Origin of the sequence: Mesorhizobium sp. M0659 (assembly GCF_040320605.1) — a bacterium.
Classification (GTDB): Bacteria; Pseudomonadota; Alphaproteobacteria; order Rhizobiales; family Rhizobiaceae; genus Mesorhizobium.
The window spans coordinates 1-19,285 of the sequence record NZ_JAMYPY010000019.1 but is presented as its reverse complement, the minus strand read 5'-3'; the positions used below and the strand labels follow the sequence as shown (position 1 = coordinate 19,285).

The window sequence follows — 19,285 nt, the reverse complement described above, 5'->3', positions numbered from 1 at the left end:
TCCTTTCGGGAATTGTTATTTGCCGATGCCTTCGGCCAAGCCACGGATGAAGTAGCGTTGCGCGCCAAAGAACACGATCACGATAGGCAGCGCCGAGATCGTCATGGCCGCGAACACCACGGCATAGTTGGTCCCGTGGGTTGCCATGATCGACGTCAGTCCGACCGGCAGCGTCTGCACATCCGAGCCGCTCGTGAAGATCATGGCGAAGAGATATTCGTTCCAGGCGAACAGGACGTGCAGGATGACGCAGGAAATGATGATCGGCCGGCACAGCGGCAAGGTGATGCGCCAGAAGATCTGACCCTCGCTGGCGCCATCCATCGTCGCCGCCTCGTCGATGTCTTCAGGCAGATCCAGCATGTAGGCGCGGATGAGGAAGGTGGTGAACGGCACACGGAACGCCGTGTAGAGAATGATCAGCGCCCAGTAGGTGTTGTAGAGACCGAGCGCCTGCAACATCTTCACCAGTGGAATGATCGCCACGGTGGGGCTCAGCATCAAGCCGCCCAGAACGATGGCAACAACCAGCGGCTTTGCCGGCATCTTGGTGCGGGTCAGGCCGAAGGCCGTCCAGGCGCTGATCAGCACGGTGCATATAGCCGAAGCGACGGTCACCAGCACCGAGACTGTCACGTAGCCACGCACGCCCTGGTTCCACGCTTGCAAGTAATTGTTCCACGACCAACGGGTGGGCAGGGCGAAGGGATCGCCGAAGATCTGTGCATTGTCCTTGAAGCCGCTCAGCGCCATCCAGATCAGCGGATAAATGACGACGACACCGAGGCAGACCAGGAACGAATAGAGCAATGTCCTGGCAATGACCGACCACACATTGACGTGCCGGCTGCGACCGGCTGCGACCATCGCACTCATAGCTGCACCCGGCGGCGCTTGGTGTACCAGAGCTGTGCCGCGCCTGTGAGCATGGTCAACATGAAGATGACGGCGGCAATCGCCGCGCCATAGCCGAAATTGTCCTCAATGAAGGCCTTCTGGTAGAGCCACGTGCCAAGCACCTGGCTGCTGTTGTTGGGCCCGCCCGCGGTCATCACCATAACCTCGTTGAACACCTGGAACGCGCCCGTGATGGTGACGATGATCATCAATCCCGTCATTTCCCGGGTGAGCGGAAAAGTGATGCTCCACAGGCGGCGAAGAGGACCCGCGCCGTCGATCGTTGCGGCATCGTAGAGGTCGCGCGGGATCTTCTGGATGGCGATGGCGAACAGCAGCGTCGAATAGCCAAAACCCTGCCATTGGCTCATGGCGATGATGGCATAGATGGCGGTGTGCTCATTGCCGAGCCAAGGCATGACGAGCTGGCTCAGTCCAACACGGCTGAGCGCGGCATCCAGCAAGCCGATCTGCGGCTGGTAGATGAAATAAAACAGCAGGCCCGTCACTGTGATCGAGATTGCCGACGGCACGAAATAGACGGCGCGCCACAGCCGGCGCCAGCTTTCGCTTTTCAGGTCCTCGATAATGGCCGCCAGCAGGAACGCGCCAAAGACCTGGAAGATGACGGAGATGAGAGCGTAGAGGCAGTTGTTCCACAGCGCCAGCAGCACGACCGGGTCGTGCAGCAGCCGGTCGTAATTGGCGAGGCCGACATTGGTGACCTCGCCGGTGTAGATGTCCTGGTCGGTGGTGCTGACGATGAAATTGTCGACGATCGGATAATAGACGAACCAGCCGATGAGGATGAGCGCGATCGCCGCCCATCGCAATGACAACAGGTTGGCGAAACAGGCCCGCCGGCTCTTTGGCCGTTGCGGCTTGGCGACGCCGCGAATATCGGCGCCGCTGTCCACTGTTTCCGAGACCCTTGCCATTGGTATGCCTTATTTGGCCGCGGATGCGGCTTTGCGCACCTCGTCCATCACTTCCTCGGGCGTCATCGAGCCGCCCGCCAGCGCCTGCAGGCTGGACAGCCAGACGGCGGCGACGCGCGGTGGGTTGGCCGTATCCAGCCAGGGCATGAGGTATGAGGCGGCGTTGATATCCTTGAGGCCGTCGACCACAGCCGCGCTCATGTTCGATTCCGAGGCGCCGCCGATGGTGGCGCTCGGCTGGCCATAGGGTGGCGCCGACAAGACCTGCGCATTTTCCTTCGAGGTCACGAACTTCATGAAATCGATCGCCAGCGGGATGTTCTTCGATGCCGCATTGATCATGTAGCCCTCCGGCGCGCCCTCGATCGACTTGGCGTCACCCTTTGCGCCAGCGGGCACCGGCAGCCGGAAGAATCCGAAATCGGCGGGCTTTAACGCCGACTCCGGCGTGGCGGCCTGATCGAACTCGATGATTTCCTGGTAGTACATGGCCGACTGGGCGTTGGTGAAGGCCTGGAGAGCCGAAGCATAGGATGTGCCGTTGACGCCGGCGCCATCGGTGCAGCGCTCGACAAGCTGGCTGAACTGCTTGAGTGCTGCGACGTAGCCTGGATCGCTGTATTGGGCGGTGGCCGGATCGAAGTCGCGTTCCAGCGTTGCCTGCGGCACGTTGTAGGCGAGCAGCTGGCCTGCAAAGTGGATTGCCGGCCAGGCCTCCTTGTTGCCGAAGGAGATCGGTGTCACGCCGGATTTGCGGATGGCGTCGCAGCTGGTCAGCAATTCCTCGAAAGTGGCGGGTGCCTTGAGGCTGAGCTTGGCGAAGATCTGCTTGTTGTAGCCCATGAACTTGGCATCCTGGTAAAGCGGAATGCCATAGAACTTGCCGTTGTATTGGAACGCCTTGACGGCGGCTGGAGACAGCGACTTGCCCCACTCGGTATCGGCAGCAATGACGGGCGTGAGATCAACGGCGCGATTGCCGCGCACGAAATTGCCACCCCAGCTGCCTGTCCAGGAGAAATAGATATCGGGCAGCGAGTTGGAAGCGACCAGCGTCTTGGTCTTGCCCTTCACGCTGTCGTCGCTCTCCTGGATAAGTTCGACCTTCACATCAGGATGGAGCTTCTCATAGGCCTGTGCCAGGTTGACGAAATAGGGCGACAGCTGTTGCAGCCCGAACTTCGTCAGGACCGAAAGCGTGCCGGTGTATTCCACCTTGGCGTTTGGGTCGGCCGTGACAGCCGGCGAAGCGGCGGAACTGCCGCTTATCGACAATCCCAATGATGATACCGCGGCCACCGTGACCGCCACGATTTGCAGCGAACGTTTCATGGATAGCTCCTTCAGAGGTGAGAGGGGATCAATATTCCACGCGTTTGTAGTAGCGACGGGTGGTCAGCGGGTGGTTGCGCAGCACCTCGAGATGGGCGCTCAGCCGCTCGAGCAAGGTGGCGAGCAGAACCGGCGAGATCATGCCGCGGACCTTTGCGGAGATGCCCGGCAACTTGACCGAGGCCGCGTCCAGCGTGCGAACGCGGTCCGTGTAGCGCTTGGCGAAGTTCTCGACCCGGTCGGCCAGGCGCCGAAGGGCATCTTCGCCCTTGAACACGAAAACGCTGACGCCCGGCTCGACCAACTCGAGCGTACCGTGGAAGAAGTCGGCGGCGTGCACCGGGCGGGTGCGAATCCACTGCATCTCTTCGAGGATGCACATGCCGTAATAGTGTGCCTCCGGCCACACCGAGCCGGCGCCGGTGAAGATGTGATAGGTATCGTCCTTGATTGTCTGGGCCAGTTCGGCCGCCCTGTCCTCAAAGGCAGCCTTGGCGTCGGCAAGCAGATCCGGCAGCAGTTTGAGTTCGGCGACAGTGCCATCAAAATCATCATATTCGCCGCGCTCTTCCAGCAGGGCCAGGACGATCAGCAGCGTCTGCAGGTAGAAGGATTCCGACGAGGTGTCGTCTTCGGCGAAGTTCGTGAAATTGTGGTCAGCCTCCCGTGCGATTGGCGTATCCGAATGGCCGGTGAGCGAAATCGTGCGCACACCACGTTTTTTCAGAAAGGCCATGAGCTCGACGCCTTCCTTGGTCGTGCCCGACAAGGACGGAATGACCACCACGGCCTTGCTGTCGAGACCGGCGGGCGGATCGATCACGACCTGCGCCGGATAGGCACCGCTCACCGGGAAGGTGGAACAGCGCTGCGCCAACTCGATCGCGGGCAAGGTTAGAAGCTGCACGCCGCCGGTGCCCATGAAAAACAGCCGCTCGACGCCATCTGCCAGCAGTGTGCGCATCAGTGAGCGAACCTCACCTGCGACGGCGACGGCCCCGCTTTGGATCTTCACGAAGCGGTCCCTATCGAAGTTCAGCATGACGTTTTCCTTGTATTTCGCATGTTACAGGCCTCTAGCCCGCCTTAGGCGTCGGTGGGCCGTCTAGCTCGTTTTCCCGATGTGAGATCGATCTCACAAGCAATAATGGGCACGCAATTTCGCCAATGGCAAGTCCTTTAGACGAAATTCTCCGAAATCGAGGGGTTTGCTCTTTAGCGCACAGCGCGCCGGGCAACCGATCCGCGTACGATCAAGCGGGTCTGAAATCGGGTACGGCGCGGTGCGACCTTTTTGCCGGCAAGCCGCTCCAGCAGGTATCTGGCGGCGAGCGGTCCGATCTCGGAGATGGGTTGCGCCACGACCGTTATCTGCGGATCGGTGAACGTGGCGAGGTTGAAGTCATCGAAGCCAACCACCGACACATCATGCGGAATCGAGAGCCCCATTGAACGCAGGCCAAGAAGCGCGCCTTGCGTCATGAGGCTGTCCACCGTGAACAGTGCGGTCGGGCGATTGCGCCGGCTGAACAGGCGGATCGTGGCTTCGATGGCGTGCTCGACGGTCGAGCGCGATACGCCGATGAGCGCTTCATCGATTGCGATCCCATGCGAGTGGAGCGAGTTTTGGTAGCCAGCCAAGCGTTCCTGTGCCGTAAAGATGCGTGACTCGTCGCGCAAAAGACCGATCCGGTGGTGACCGTTGCCAACCAGATAGTCCACTGCCTCGCGTGCCCCGCCCTCGTTGTCAACGACGACGCTGTCGCATTGCAGGTCCTTTACCACGCGGTCGATGAGCACGATCGGTGCGCCTTCGCGGGCCAGTTGCACAATATGCTGGCTGTCGGTTGCAGACGTTGGGGCAAGGATGAAGCCGCGAATGCTGAGCGAGCGAAGGCTCTCAAGCAGTTCTTTCTCCTGTTCTACATTCTCCTCGCTGCTGGCAATCAGAAGATTGTGGCGGTGCTTGCGCAGTTCCACCTCTATGTCGTGCGCGATTCGGGCGAAGAACGGATTCTGGATATCGCCGGGCACGAAGCCTATGATCGGCAATTGTCCGCTGCGCAGCGCCTGCGCGACGAGGTTGGCCCGATAGCCCAGCCTTTCGGCTGCCTCAACCACGCGGAGCGCCGTCTCGTCGCCAACGTAACCATAGCTGTTGAGCGCCCGGGCGGCCGTGGCGCGCGACACCTTAGCCGCTGCGGCAACGTCCTTTAGTGTGATTCCTTTCTGGGCCACAGGTAACCGTCCTTCTTGGATCTGAACATTGCGTCAGATCATTCTCGGCTCGTCTTGCCGGCATCGTTGTGCGGCATATCGGACGATTCTCAAACTGCGAACATAGCTTTCGCAACTCCTTGCCACCTAATCGAGATACGCGCGCTGTTTGGCTATCTGGAAATTTGATCCACGAATGCACCTACATGTTGTGCAGTCAGTTCATTGCCTTGCACTGCCAGCATACGGCAATGAGTTCACGCCATGGTCCAGGCGGCCTCCCTGGCATCGATCACAACACCGATGGAGACGACTAGCCTTGCCGCCAAACTCGTCCAGCGATTGGAGGCGAGCTTTCAAAAAGGTCGAGCCAGACGCTCAAGGCCCGCTGCACGGAGAGCCACAGGCTGGGAGACTCTGAGCAAATCGGGAATCTGAGTCGCTTGCTCTGAACCGTCGGCATCATGCTGCTAACCGGTTTTGATCCTCCGGGGCTCCGCATTGGCAATAGCGACGAAAATGCTGTCGAGCAGACCCTTGTCGCGGAAGGAACTTGCCAAGCAAGGGCACCTCGGCCAAGTACGCAAACAACGCCCGGCACTCTTGCGATAGCCGCGGAATATGCGGAAGGTCCGTCAGGCGGTCCGTCAAAGGCAATCTCTAAGCACCGATTGTCGCTGATTATCCTGAAAGGATTTGTTTTTATTTCAGCGCGTTACGTCAGATTGGCGTATTTTCGGCGGCGTTTGAGTGGGCCTGAACCATTCCCACTCGATTGTTTATACAGCCTATAACCATTGAACGACTGTCAGTATTTTCCATCAAAGCAAAAAAGTCCGCCACCAGAACCGTCAAAAAATTACCCTTTTGATTTAAAGGAAAAATCGGCGCAAAAAACATTTTGAGGTTTCACCAACTATCGGGATCAATCGGACGATTTTTTGCAGTTTGTGGCGTTCGACAGCCGCGCCCAACACTTTTCGAGAGTACCGTCACTGCTCCAGGTGCATTGCGCGTTGCAAAATCAATGGCTATGGTAGGCCCGGAGGGCGAATGAAAATCGTTGATTTTGTTGAGTTCTTCGTGGGCCAAAATCTGAAAGCTTCCCGTATGCTCCCGCGACCCCGAACTGCCGACCATAGCTGACCTCGTTTTCCAAACCTTGGGAGACCAGGTCCAGAACGTCGGAAATTGGTCCGGTTGCAGATCGGCAGCTGTGGCAACAGCCGCGCGACCAGTTGACGGTCTAGCGCCTCGATATGGCCGATGAGACTTGGGAAGTACGAACATGCGGCAGCTTGCAGGCAGTTGTAATCCGTGGAACGGATTTACGAGTCGACGCGCCGGATTAGGACGGGCTCACTTGCCTCGAAGTTCATCCTGTTGCCAACCAATTGCCATGTGGGCTCGCAGATGAATATGCGCCCCAGAAATAGTCAGGCTATCTGAGCAGATTGGTTGTAAGTTGCCACTGCGGTCCCTTCCCGGGGGAGCATTCTCCTTTGCCTGCGCGAACCCGGATGGCTGTTGCCAGAAACCGCACCTTAGTATCTTTATGTGCTATTTTTGCTACATTCCTTAGATTTATGGCTTGAACTCAGCGTTTTACCGGTCACTAAATCAATAAGCGCTCACATATTTTGTAAATTTGTGAACAATCACGCTTGAGTTGTAGCGCCTGGGGATAAGGGCGCGGGGAAACGTTGGGATGGGCAAAATGAAAACAATAGTTATGCCGGCCATTGGCAAGCGCCTTGGCCTGCTGACGACGGTCGCCATATTGAGCTGTGGGAATGCTCACGCGCTCACTCTCCAGGAGGCGATGGCGGTTGCGATGGAGTCCAACCCCGAAATTGGCCAAGCGATCGAAAACCGCGAAGCAATCGAATTCGAGCTGCGCCAAGCGAAGGGACTCTATCTTCCCAGCGTCGATGTCGAGGCGTCGGCAGGGGCTCGCCGTCTAGACAATTCCTCCCGGCGTGCGCTGTCCATAGAGGATGACGCGCTCTATCCGGCGGAAGCCGATGTCGTTGTCACGCAGACGCTTTATGACAGCGGCGCAAGGCGGGCGGAACTGAATCGTCAGGCGTCGCGGGTCGACGGCGCATCGTTCCGGGTGCTGGAACGGTCTGAATTCATTGGACTGACTGTCGTCCAGGACTATCTCGAATACATGCTGCAGGCTTCGATCGTTTCAGAAGCGAAGAAGAATCTGGGCTTTCACCAGGCAATCCTCGGCGACATCCGGCAAGGTATTGCAGGCGGCGCGTTGAACGAGGCTGATCGCCAGCAGGCCGAGGAGCGGCTGTTCGCTGCCAAGGCACGTATGCAGGAGGCGACCGAAGAACTGGAGGCTTCCAAGATACGGTTCTTCAAGACGGTCGGTAAGCCGCTGACCAACGCGTCAAGGCCAGGCGATGTCTCGAGCGCGCTGCCAAGGTCGCTCGACGACGCGCTAGGGCTGGCGCGACAGAACAATCCGCGCGTCCACATGGCCAACAGCGATATCGACGCCGCCGCCTCCCTGGTGGATGCGGCGCGGGCGAAATTCGGGCCCTCCGTCATCGCCGAAGGCCGCGCCCGCGGCGGCTATGACATCGACGGCGACGATGGCGACGCTAGCGACCTGCAGGCGCGGCTGGTGCTGCGCTGGAACCTCTATCGCGGCGGCATCGACAAAGCCAACGAGCAAGAGCAGGTCCGCCGCACCAGCGAGCAGCGCCTTGTGCTGCACCAGGTTCTGCGCGAGATCGAGGAAGCCGTCCGTACGTCATGGGATCGCCGCTTCCGGCAGGCCGATCTGGCAAAGACATTGAAGCTTCAGGCTGCCGCCAACGAAAGGCTGGTGGCGTCCTATCGCGAGCAGTTCAAGGTCGGACAGCGCTCGCTGCTCGACGTGCTCGACGCGCAGAACACGCGGTTCAACACAGCTACGCTTGCCGACACCGCATCCTACGCGTCGCTTTTCGCGCAGTACCGGCTGCTGGCGGCAACCGGGCAGTTGCTGAAGACCATGAATCTTCAGCCGGCAAAACAGGCCACCGCCTATGCCAAGGCCGAGTTCAATGCGCCTGAAACGGCCGACACCGAAACCTATGCGCGCACGCCGTCGGAGCAGACGAACGATCTGCCTTTCGACATCCTCGCACCGGTAAGAAAGAAGTAGGAAGGTCAAGGACGAACGATAGTCCTGCGGGCCAATCGTGAACCCACAACCCAAAATCCTCTCCCCAAAAGAGGCGTTCAAGGCCTGCTTCTCCGCTGTTGCCGGGTACCTCGGCAGGCCGAGTTCCGAGACCGTGCTGTTTGCCGGCGTGCCGCTGTCAGACACCCGCATCGATATCGACGCCATCCGGCATCTTGCCGAACGCATCGGTCTTGAAATCACGGAATTCAGCCATCGCGACTTTCTTCGCGGACGCATCGACCTTCCCGCCATTCTGTTTCGCGTCAGCCAGTTGCCTGTAGCGCTGCTTGCCCAGACCGAGGACGGTGGATTTACGACCGCTCCCCAGGAAGACGGCCGCACGACAATCAGCAAATCCGAGTTTTCCGGAAGTTATATTAGTGGCGGCGTTTCGTTCTCGATAACCTATGCCAACGCAGTAGAGGCGATGAGCGTCGGTTCGGCGGCCAAGATCGAGCGGCGACATTGGCTGACCGGCACGATGGGGCCGTTCTGGCGCACCTATTCGAAGGTCATCCTGTCGGCGGTATTCATCAATCTGCTGGCTCTTGCCTCACCGATCTTCACCATGAACGTCTACGACAGGATCTTGCCGAACAAGGCGATATCGACGCTCTGGGTGCTGTCGATCGGGATCGGCGCGGTCATTCTGTTCGACCTGCTCTTGAAGACCGCCAGAGCGTCACTGATCGACTATGCCGGGCGCAAGGCCGATCTTCGCATCTCCTATATGCTTTTCGAGAAGGTGCTGAACTCGTCCTTGTCGGCAAGGCCCGGCTCAACCGGCGAATATGCAAATCGGGTGACCCAGTACGAGTTCGTGCGCGAGTTTTTCACGTCGAACACCATCAGCGTCTTCATCGACACAGCCTTCGTCTTCGTCTTTCTTCTTGTCATCTATGCGATAGGCGGTTGGCTGGTCGTCATACCGGCCATTGCCTTTGTGGCCTCGGTGATCGTCGGGCTGATCACGCAACGGCGCATCGGCAAACGCGTTGCCGCTTCTATGAACGAGGCTTCGCAGCGCCAGGCCCTGCTGGTGGAATCCATCTCCACGCTGGAAACGATCAAATCGCTGCGCGCAGAGGCTTACCTTCTGCGAAAATGGGCGGAGCATTCCAAGAACGCATCCAACACGTCCGAGAAGATCAAACAGCTTTCGGCTGCCGCCGGCAACATAACCCAAGCCATCCAGCAGATGGTCACCGTCGCTTTGATCGTGGCCGGCGCCTATGCCTTTTCGGAAGGGCATGTCTCGACCGGCGCCATCATCGGCACCGTCATGCTGGCAGGCCGGGCGGTGGCCCCGCTTGGGCAGATTGCGATCACCTTGTCCAGACTTCGCCAGGCGATGCTGTCCCTGCGAATGGTGAATTCGATCATGGCGCAGCCTGAGGATCGGCCGGACACGGTCGGTTTCGTCAACCGCCCCATTCGCAACGGTGCAATGGCATTCAGGAATGTTGGCTTTGTCTACCCGGGTTCCGAAAACGAAGTGCTGACCGGCCTGAATTTCTCGGTGAAGCCCGGTGAGCGGATCGGCATCATCGGCCGCATAGGCTCGGGAAAGACGACCATGGGGCGGCTGATCGGCAGGCTTTTCCTGCCGACCTCCGGCGAGCTGCTGCTGGACGGGATCGACATCCGTCAATACCACCCATCGGAGGTTCGCGCCGCGGTCGGGATCGTCGCGCAAGCCAACGATCTGTTTTCCGGCACCATCAAGGAAAATCTCCTGATGGCGTGCCCGGAGGCGACCGATGAGCAGATCGTCGACGCGGCCAAGGCTGCCGGCGTCGACGACTTCGTCTCCCGCCATCCGCGAGGTTACGACATGAATGTCGGCGAGCGCGGCACCAATCTCTCGGGCGGTCAGAGGCAGACAATGGCAATTGCCCGCCTGTTGCTGACCAAACCGAAGATCGTGTTCCTGGACGAGCCGTCCGGCTCGATGGACCTGGCTTCCGAACGCCAGCTGATCAAGCAGCTCAAAGTGGCTTTCGATCGCAACACGACGCTGATCGTTTCGACGCACCGCTTCAGCATGCTCGAGCTGGCCGACCGCCTGATTGTCATCGAGCAGGGCAAGATCGTTGCCGATGGACCGAAAGACCAAGTGATACAGGCGCTGCAGAAAACAAGCGCCTGACGAACAGAATTATGCGTGAATACAGCACGTTGGGACGTGGTAAATGCTAGCCAGGGAAGACCGTCCGCCGCTTTTTGCGTCGGCTTCGATATTCATTATCGGAGCGCTTTTTGCGAGTTCGGTAGCCTGGGCATCCTTCGCCGAGGTCGATGAAATCGCACGCGGCGACGGCAAGATCATACCGGCGTCGAAGACCCAGATCATCCAGGCCAGCGAGCCGGGCGTGGTTCAGGAAATCGCCGTGACGATCGGTCAGGTCGTCAAGAAGAATGACCTCATCATTCGTCTCGACAACACCTTCAACACTTCCAGCCTTGGAGAGCAGCAGGCTAAGGCGCGGGCATTGCAGACGCGCATTGCACGGCTCAAATTCGAACAGACCGGAAGTCTAGAGGGCGCGTTTCCCTGCCCGCCCGAGATTCAGAAGGTGGCGCCGGAAATCTGCGACAACGAGCAGAAGCTGCTGATCGCGCGGCGCGACAACTTCGAAGTCAAACTGTCGGTTCTCAAGTCGCGCCTCGATCAGCGTGAGAAGGAACTCGACGAAGCCAACGCCAATGCCGATCGCCTCACCAAGAACCTGGCTGTCAGCGACCAGGAGGCGAAGCTGGTCGAAGCGATGGTCAAGAAAGGCCTGATGGCGCGAACCGAGCAGCTCCGCGTCGAGCGCGAGCAGACCGAGCTCAATGGTCAGCTGACGCTTGCCGGAGAGACCATCAAGAAAGCCAGGTCTGCCATCACGGAAGCCAAGCTTCAGGTCGACGAACTCGGCCTGCAGCTGCAACAGGAAGCGCTCAGCGATCTGACGCAGGCGCTGGCCGATCTCTCGGTGGTGGACGAGACGATACGCGGTGCCACCGACAAGGTGGCGCGTACCGATATCCGTTCGCCTGTCGATGGTATCGTCAACACGCTTGACATCAACACGGTCGGCGCCTTCGTCCAGCCCGGCGCGGTCGTCGCGGGTATAGTGCCGACGTCCGAGACCCTGCTGGTCGAAGCCCGGGTTTCACCGCGGGACGTCGCATTCATCCGGCCGGGCCAGGATGCCCTGATCAAGGTGACCGCCTATGACTTCTCGATCTTCGGCGGCATCGAAGGCAAGGTGTCGAACATCACTGCCGACAGCCTTGTCGACCAGAAGACCGGCGAACCGTACTATCAGGTGCGTGTCGCCACCGACAAATCGACCCTGACGCGCGACGGCAAGACCTATTCGATCATCCCCGGCATGATCTGTTCGGTCGACATCAAGACCGGACGCAAAACGATCCTCACTTACCTTCTGAAGCCGATCAACAAGGCGCGGGAGGAGGCAATGAGTGAGCGATAGTGCGATCTCCCGCCCGGTCGATCGCGACCGGCTGCTGCCACCGCTGGCGAGTGAGGATTTCGGTCTTGAGTTCCGGGTTGTGGCGCGTGGCGGCACGCGCCGCGGCATTCGTCTGGAACGGGCGTTCTGGACTTCGCTGAAGCAAATGGCGGAAAGCCGCAAATGCACCATCGGCACGCTGATCGAGGAAATTGCAGAGAGCCACGCCAACGCCGGAAACCTGACATCGGCAATCCGCGTAGCCTGCATGCGTGGACTGGCCGACCAGAACGTCACCTTGCAGAGGCTCGCGTCGATCAAGACCATCAACGCCATTCTCGTCGCCTGTCCCTCGCCGGCCTTTGCCCTGGCGTCGTCGAAGAAGATCCTGACCTTCAATGCGCCGTTCCAGCAGTTGGTGCGGCGGCAATTGCCGGTGGCGCCGAACGAGGACGCGCGCCAGGATCTCAAGCTGGCACTGGACCTCAATGTCGCCGACATATTCGCCAGGCTCGACGCCAATGGCGAGACGCCGGTCGCGACCGGTTTCGTCATAGGCGCCGGCGAGCGCCGCTACCGCGGTCAACTGAGCGCGGTGCGGGCGCCGGTGGTCGAGCCGGAACTGCTGATGGCGTTCGTCTTCGGCGGCTAGAGCAATTCCGGGAAAAATGTGAGCGGTTTCCGTCGAAAATTGCGTCAAACAAGAGATAGAGCGCTCAAGACTCTCTGACGGAAGCTTACGGCTGCACACCTTCACCAGGCGCGACCGTCGAAAGGCCGCCCTTGATATCGGCTATTTGAGCAGAACCGGTCTTCGCGCCATGGATCCACGCGCGATCCGTGCTGAACGAATAGAGCGGTACGTAGGTCGGCAGGTCTGTGTCGCGCGAAACGACGTTGCTCAGGCTGTCGAGAATGAAGACGCCGCTGCCGGTGCTGACCGACAGCACGGCATGAAAGAAACCGCGCTTGCGATCCTGCAAGACGACCAGCGACATGCTCTGCGCCGGGATGCCTGCATGCAGCAGCGCGGCCATCTTGAGGATGGCGAAATCCTCGCAGTCCCCTGCCCGCCGCTCAAGGATTTCCCGGGGCTTGGCCCAGTAGTCGAGCTTGCCGTAAACCACGCTGTCCTTCTTGTAGGCGATGGCGCGATTTATACTTGAGTTGACGAAGGACAACTTGTCGATGAAGCGCTTGTTCCCGGCTGCCTTGACTATCTCGGCAAAGGCGCTGTTCTTGCGTTCGCACGCGCTGCTCGCGGTACAGTCGACAATTGCCTTGTAGACCGGCGCCCAGCGCGCCGAAACCGGGAAATTGCGCATCGACAGGGCAACAGAACCGAACACGCCGGGAATGATCGCCGCCGTCTGGATCAGGTCGATCCCGGCGGCGGGCGGCGCGATCGAAGAACCACGCTTTTCATCAACGGCAACAGAGCTGCTGAAAATCATGCCGATCCGGTAGGCTGAAACCGGCTGCCATGGCTGCGGCCGAGCCAGCGAAACGCCGCCGAGACTGGAAGGGGTTTCGACCGCCGCCAGAACTCCAGCGGCAGCGCCGGCATTCACGGTAATTGCTTTCGCGGATGATGGCTGCGGCAGGCTTGTGATCGCCATTGCCAGCAGGATGAGCCTGAGCCCGGTTATTCCCAGGGCAGATTTTTCTTTTTTCATAACGCCCACCTCTTGACTGTGGACGGTACCAATCTTGTCTCAAATTACTGGAAAGGAAGGTGGATAAGTTTCCTTCAATCGGGAATACCTATTTTGTGTAAAACTTTATTCAAACTTATACTTCTGTTTACCAATCCAGCTCAGCCGGCGGATATAAACGAAGCGCGGCGCGGTCAATGTATATCAGATTATATCTTCCGGGTTTACCACACGTAAAAAATGCCGAGACTTGCATACCAGGATATATGAAATTGATTGCGGGACAGTTGCAAAGCAGAAGTCGTCACTGTCTCTATCCGGGAAATGCCGGAGGGGTTTGGCTATGACGACGAGTAACGATTTGGATACCGTCTCGAATTCTTGGGACGAGCACTCTTCACATGAACATGGCGGCTCGCCATCGCAGGCAGGCATCCAGGTAGCGCAGGCCGCTCAGGCGGCGCCTGCCGAGCCGGTGCCGGTCGATGTCGGCAGTGGCGCACCCGTTCAGCCGGCAGCACCCGCGGAGGCGAAAGCGCCGGCGGCAGCCGCGCCGCATGAATACGTGGCCGACGCCAGCAACATCGTGAAACTTCCGGCGGACGTCTCCATCGACAACATCAAGGTCGACGGCCACAATCTGTTGCTGGAACAGGCCGACGGTTCAGTCATCCTCATCAAGGATGGCGCGCTCAACGTGCCGACCTTCATCATCGGTGATGTCGAAGTTCCGCGCGTGGCCTTGCTGGCCGCTCTTGAAGCGAGCCACGTCGATGTCGCCTTCGGTGCCGATGGTTCGATCTCGGCCGGCCCGGGCGGCGCCCCAGGCAGTGCCGGCGGCGACTTCACCATTCCCCCAGGTGGTATCGGCGACGGCTTCGATCTTTCCGCATTGTTGCCGCCGACGGACCTGCAATTTGGACGGCTGGAGCCGCGTGAGCTGACGATCGGGGTCAGGGAAGAAGATACGACGCCGACAATCGACATTGGCTCCGGATTTGTCGTCAACGAGGCCGCGCTTTCCGACGGGACGGACCCGGCCAGCACCGCCGAGCAGGTTTCAGGGACCTTCAACATCGTCTCGGGTGATGGCATCGGGACGCTTGTCATTGACGGTGTGGACGTGACCAACGGCGGCAGCGTTGCCGGGCAATACGGCACGCTCGTGGTCACCGGCAATCCTACGAACGGCTATAGCTGGATTTATACCCTTGCCGACAACACTCTTGATCATCACGACAAGTCATCGACCGGAACGACCGAGGGGGTTTCCGACAGCTTTGCCGTCGTGGTTACAGACACAGACAATGATCCGGCCACCGCGACCCTCAATATTGGTGTGCTGGATGACGGCCCTACGCTTTCGGTCCAGGCAACCGCGCAAGCGGCACAGTTGCTTTCGGTCGAGCTCGACGAGACGGTCGGCGGCGACCGCTATAATGCCGGCGAGACCGAAGATGCCGGCGGCAACGCCAACACCGATGACGGCGTTGGCCTGGCCCAGGTGACGACCGGCCTGGCGGGTGGCCTTTCTTCGCTGTTCGCCGTTGGCGGCGTCTACGGTGCCGACGGGCCAGGCAGCACGACCGCGCAGTTGGCATTCACCGGCATTCCGGCCGGTGGCCTTGCCACGAATCTCATTGCCACGGACGGCGGGGCCATTACGCTCTTCCTCGAAGGAGGAGAGATTGTCGGCCGCGACACGCAGGGTGATCAGGTCCTGACCATTGCGATCACCGGCGCGCCCGGCGCAGAGCAGTTGCAGACCACGCTCTACGAAGCGCTCAACCATGGCGCCGACGGCAACAAGTTCGATTCCGAACTCAATCTGTCGCTGACCAATGGCGGCCAGGTTCAGCTGCAATATGAGGTAACGCGCCAGGACGGCGACGGCGACACCATTACCGAGAAGGCGACCGTCGACCTGATCAACGGCCAAGGCTCCGCATTCTCCTTCGACGACGATGGGCCAAGCCTAACGGTCGGCGCCCACGATGGAGCGGCTGGCCTGCTTTCCGTCGAGCTTGACGAGACGGTTGGCGCGGATCGCTACAATGGCGCTATCGGCGAGACCGAAGATGCCGGCGGCAACGCCAACACGGATGATGCCGGTCCGGGCCTGGCGCAGGTCAACACCGCGGTAGCAGGCGGACTGACCAATCTGTTCACTGTCAGCGGCAGCTATGGTTCGGACGGTCCTGGTACCGTTACCGGGAATCTGAGCTTTACCGGCATTCCGGCCGGTGGCCTTGCCACGAATCTCACCGCCACCGACGGCGGCGCCGTCACGCTCTTCCTCGAAGGAGGAGTGATCGTCGGCCGCGACACGCATGGCGATCAGGTTCTGACCATCGCGATCACCGGGGCGCCTGGCGCCGAGCAGCTGCAGACCACGCTCTATGAGGCACTTAACCATGGCGCCGACGGCAACAAGTTCGATTCCGAACTCAATCTGTCGCTGACCAATGGCGGCCAGGTTCAGCTGCAATATGAGGTAACGCGCCAGGATGGCGACGGCGACACCATCACAGAGAAGGCGACCGTCGACCTGATCAACGGCCAAGGCTCCGCATTCTCCTTCGACGATGACGGGCCGAAGGTTACTGGCACCGCCCAGGTCACCGCGAATGTCGACGAAGACGGTCTGCACAACAGCCAGTCCACCGGGAATGTCGACAATGCCCAGCCCGACGGCGAAGTGACCGGAACAAACTCCGCGGTTGCCATCGGTGCTGCCGGCGCATTGAATGCAATCGTCGACTTCGGCTCTGACGGCCCGAATGCGACCTCGGCCTTCGGCCTTGTCACCCAAACCACCCCATCGGATTCGGGATTTGATTCGAAAGGCGGCAACGTCCTCATCGTCTCCGACGGCACGACCCTGACCGGCTATGTCGATGTAGGCGCCGGCGCCGGCTATCAGGCGGGCACGGATCGTCCCGTTTTCACCCTGACCGTCGGTGCGGACGGCTCCTATGTCTTCACCCTGATCGACCAGATCGATCATCCGACTCTGGATACGCTCCCGGGCGATAACACCGAAAATACGCTTGCCAATGGCGGTATCGATCTTTCGGCCTTCGTCATCGCCATGGACGGTGACGGCGACACCATCGGACTGGCGGCTGGTACGTTCAAGGTCCAGGTGCTCGACGACGTTCCGCAGATCGTCGCGCGGGATGCGGGCACGACAACCACAACCACGACCGAAACGATCGTCTATACGCTGCAGGCCGGCAACACCGATGTTCGCGGCATGGATGGCGCCGGCAATCACGACATCAAGCTCAGCGGCATCGACATCAACGACAACGACGATTCGGTCAACACCACGGGCACCAAGATCGGCGTCGGCAACGGCCAGATCATCGACGGATACGAAACCCAACCGCTTGCTGGCCCCGAAATCGTGACGATGGACTTCGTCAACAACCTCAATATCCCCACCAACACCGACGGTGGTTCCTATGACGTGTCGTCGGTCAGCTTCACGATCGACGTCTCCCAGGCTCACCAGATTCACAATGCCATTCTTTTCATCGGCGCCAAGGACGGTGGCACGTTCGAGCCGTTCACCGTGAACATCAACGGTGTGCTGACGGCCGGTACGGCTGTTTTCGAAGGCGGCGTGCAGGTGGGCTATGCCTTCGCCGGCGTGCCGGATGGTGCGACGGTCGAAGTTGTGGGCAGCACACCGTTCGACCAGCTCAAGGTGGGCAACTACAACGATTTTACCTTCGATTCCAACGCTGGCGGGACCGATGCGACCCTGACCGGCGGCAACCCGTTCAAGATCTTCGGCATCGAAGCCAAGGTCACGACGGTCACCACGCAGACGGAGGTCTTCCGAGTCAGCCACGACGAATCCGCCGGCGTCAACAACGCCGCCGATCCCAATCCGGCGGATGACACCGCACTGCTCCCGCCAGCCCTGGTCACTGAGCCAGACGCGCTCGGTTACGCAAAATCGGCAGCCAGCGCACTCGGCCTGTTCAATGCCTCGATTGGCGCGGATGAGGGTGCGACATTCTCGTTTGCCGTCACCGACGCGGATGGCAAGCCGCTAGCAAACGTCGATTCGGGCCTGAAGACACTCGACGGCTCGGCGATCATGCTCTCGACGAATTCGGACGGCGTTCTCGTTGGTTCTGCCAACAACGTCGACGTGTTCAAGGTTTATGTCGACCCGACCGGAGCGGTCTGGATCGGGCAGTATCAGCCGATCGCTCACAATGTCGACGGTTCAAGCACCGCAGCATTTGACGACATCGCGACCGTCACCGCCGACCTGCACGTCAAGGCCACCATCACCGATTTCGACGGCGACACCAGCACTGCCATATCCCATGTCGCCCTGAGCATCGAATTCCAGGATGATGGTCCGGTTGCGCAGAACTATGCGGGAGCGACCTTCGTCGAGGGCACCGGAGCGCACGACATCGGTGATGCAGTGACGGTTCTGGGCATCGGCGCGGGCGCCGACGGCCTGCAGGGAACGCTGCAAGGCCTGGTCTTCGCCAACCAGGGCGCGACAGGCGGAACGCTGTCGATCGACGGCGCCGGCCATCTGATCTACACCGCGCCGGCGCACGTGACGAGCGCCACGACGGTAACCGAGACGTTCAGCTACACGGTGAGCGACAAGGACGGCGACACGGTCACCAAGCAGGTGACGTTCGGGGTCTCCGACAGCGGCATCACCAATGTGACGGCTTCGGCGAACCTGATCGCCGACGAGGACGACCTTGCCGCCGGCAATCACGACACGGCGACAGGCGATGCCACGCCGGTGCTGACCGGCCATATCGCCTACACGCTGGGCGCCGACCATATCGCCCTCGGCGGCGTTGTGCTGTCGACGGCCGGCAATGCGACGGGCCTGCAGACGCTGGCCGGCGCTGTGGTCGACACGACATGGGTCGGCAGCCAGCTGATCGGCTACGTGCATAACACCGACCCGAGCGTGGCCGCCAACCAGGTGTTCACCATCGCGGTGAGCAGCGTCAACGATACCGGCGCCGACTACACCATGACCCTGCTGCAGCCGGTCAAGCACACAGTGGCCGGCACCGAGGACGACACCGCACCGTTCACGGTCACCGCCACGGTGACCGACGCCGACGGCTCAACCGGAACCACCTCCTTCACCGTGGTCATCGACGACGACCTGCCTACGGCTGCGAACGACGGCGTGCTTGCCAGCCATGCAGAGAACGTGACGAACCTGACGATCGGCACGGTCGCTGGGATCCTGGGCAACGACCATTATGGCGCGGACGGTCCGGCGGCAGCAGGTTCGCTGGTGATCGGGGCTGGCGACCATGGCGGCACCGTCGCCATAGTCGGCGGCAACCTGGTCTATACCAACACCACGCAGAACGTGGCCAACGGGACGACGGTCGACGAGACCTTCACCTACACCATCAAGGACGGCGACGGCGACACCACCACGGCGACGTTCACGGTGACGCTGAGCGATACCGGCGTGACGGCGCTGTCGACGTCGGCGAACCTGATCGCCGACGAGGACGACCTTGCCGCCGGCAATCACGACACGGCGACAGGCGATGCCACGCCGGTGCTGACCGGCCATATCGC

The 19,285-nt window shown here is 60.3% G+C and carries 12 protein-coding genes; 5 read left to right on the top strand and 7 right to left on the bottom strand.

The genetic code is table 11. The features are described 5' to 3' along the window. Window positions 1-15: 15 nt before the first annotated feature. The 6 genes from NKI31_RS24845 to NKI31_RS24820 form a co-directional block, all read right to left on the bottom strand. Window positions 16-876, bottom strand: coding sequence for a carbohydrate ABC transporter permease (locus NKI31_RS24845; protein WP_352652804.1), 861 nt, complete (start codon window positions 874-876; stop codon window positions 16-18). Then, the gene (locus NKI31_RS24840; RefSeq protein WP_352652803.1) at window positions 873-1,835 is read right to left on the bottom strand and encodes a carbohydrate ABC transporter permease; all 963 of its coding nucleotides are present in this window, start codon (window positions 1,833-1,835) and stop codon (window positions 873-875) included. The genes NKI31_RS24845 and NKI31_RS24840 overlap by 4 nt, the downstream gene beginning before the upstream one ends. A gap of 9 nt (window positions 1,836-1,844) precedes the next feature. Next, window positions 1,845-3,167, bottom strand: coding sequence for an ABC transporter substrate-binding protein (locus tag NKI31_RS24835; protein ID WP_352652802.1), 1,323 nt, complete (start codon window positions 3,165-3,167; stop codon window positions 1,845-1,847). Window positions 3,168-3,195: 28 nt separating this feature from the next. After that, window positions 3,196-4,209 carry an SIS domain-containing protein gene (locus NKI31_RS24830; RefSeq protein WP_352652800.1) on the bottom strand — a complete coding sequence of 338 codons (1,014 nt, stop codon included), beginning with the start codon at window positions 4,207-4,209 and terminating at the stop codon, window positions 3,196-3,198. Between the two features lie 173 nt (window positions 4,210-4,382). Further along, window positions 4,383-5,405, bottom strand: coding sequence for a LacI family DNA-binding transcriptional regulator (locus NKI31_RS24825; RefSeq protein ID WP_023686868.1), 1,023 nt, complete (start codon window positions 5,403-5,405; stop codon window positions 4,383-4,385). A gap of 699 nt (window positions 5,406-6,104) precedes the next feature. Continuing rightward, window positions 6,105-6,284: a hypothetical protein gene (locus NKI31_RS24820; RefSeq protein WP_352652799.1), complete on the bottom strand. Its 180-nt coding sequence runs from the start codon at window positions 6,282-6,284 to the stop codon at window positions 6,105-6,107. 817 nt (window positions 6,285-7,101) lie between these two features. Between NKI31_RS24820 and NKI31_RS24815 the strand changes: the two genes are divergently transcribed. From NKI31_RS24815 to NKI31_RS24800, 4 genes are read left to right on the top strand one after another with little or no spacing between them, the layout of a single operon-like run. Continuing rightward, on the top strand, window positions 7,102-8,550 hold the full coding sequence (locus NKI31_RS24815) for a TolC family protein (protein WP_352652798.1): 1,449 nt from the start codon (window positions 7,102-7,104) through the stop codon (window positions 8,548-8,550). A gap of 37 nt (window positions 8,551-8,587) precedes the next feature. Further along, window positions 8,588-10,720, top strand: a complete 2,133-nt coding sequence (locus NKI31_RS24810) for a type I secretion system permease/ATPase (protein ID WP_023687775.1) — start codon at window positions 8,588-8,590, stop codon at window positions 10,718-10,720. Between the two features lie 43 nt (window positions 10,721-10,763). Next, complete coding sequence (locus NKI31_RS24805; protein WP_023738302.1) at window positions 10,764-12,053, top strand: HlyD family type I secretion periplasmic adaptor subunit; 1,290 nt, start codon at window positions 10,764-10,766, stop codon at window positions 12,051-12,053. After that, entirely contained in the window at window positions 12,043-12,684 is a 642-nt protein-coding gene (locus tag NKI31_RS24800) for a ribbon-helix-helix domain-containing protein (protein ID WP_023696388.1), read from the top strand. Before NKI31_RS24805 ends, NKI31_RS24800 begins: the two co-directional genes overlap by 11 nt. An 85-nt stretch (window positions 12,685-12,769) precedes the next feature. Here the strand turns inward: NKI31_RS24800 and NKI31_RS24795 are convergent, their stop codons facing one another. After that, a complete protein-coding gene (locus tag NKI31_RS24795; RefSeq protein WP_023687774.1) occupies window positions 12,770-13,708 on the bottom strand; it encodes a transglutaminase-like cysteine peptidase in 939 nt (312 codons plus the stop codon). 322 nt (window positions 13,709-14,030) lie between these two features. Between NKI31_RS24795 and NKI31_RS24790 the strand changes: the two genes are divergently transcribed. Continuing rightward, the coding region (locus tag NKI31_RS24790; RefSeq protein ID WP_352652797.1) for a beta strand repeat-containing protein at window positions 14,031-19,285 on the top strand (5,255 nt) is incomplete at its 3' end.

Excerpts from the sequence above, each read along its gene's own strand:
- NKI31_RS24830 (WP_352652800.1), bottom strand. The coding sequence starts at position 4,209 with ATGCTGAACTTCGATAGGGACCGCTTCGTGAAGATCCAAAGCGGGGCC.
- NKI31_RS24805 (WP_023738302.1), top strand. The coding sequence starts at position 10,764 with ATGCTAGCCAGGGAAGACCGTCCGCCGCTTTTTGCGTCGGCTTCGATA.
- NKI31_RS24840 (WP_352652803.1), bottom strand. The coding sequence starts at position 1,835 with ATGGCAAGGGTCTCGGAAACAGTGGACAGCGGCGCCGATATTCGCGGC.
- NKI31_RS24795 (WP_023687774.1), bottom strand. The coding sequence starts at position 13,708 with ATGAAAAAAGAAAAATCTGCCCTGGGAATAACCGGGCTCAGGCTCATC.
- NKI31_RS24820 (WP_352652799.1), bottom strand. The coding sequence starts at position 6,284 with ATGTTTTTTGCGCCGATTTTTCCTTTAAATCAAAAGGGTAATTTTTTG.
- NKI31_RS24845 (WP_352652804.1), bottom strand. The coding sequence starts at position 876 with ATGAGTGCGATGGTCGCAGCCGGTCGCAGCCGGCACGTCAATGTGTGG.
- NKI31_RS24815 (WP_352652798.1), top strand. The coding sequence starts at position 7,102 with ATGAAAACAATAGTTATGCCGGCCATTGGCAAGCGCCTTGGCCTGCTG.
- NKI31_RS24835 (WP_352652802.1), bottom strand. The coding sequence starts at position 3,167 with ATGAAACGTTCGCTGCAAATCGTGGCGGTCACGGTGGCCGCGGTATCA.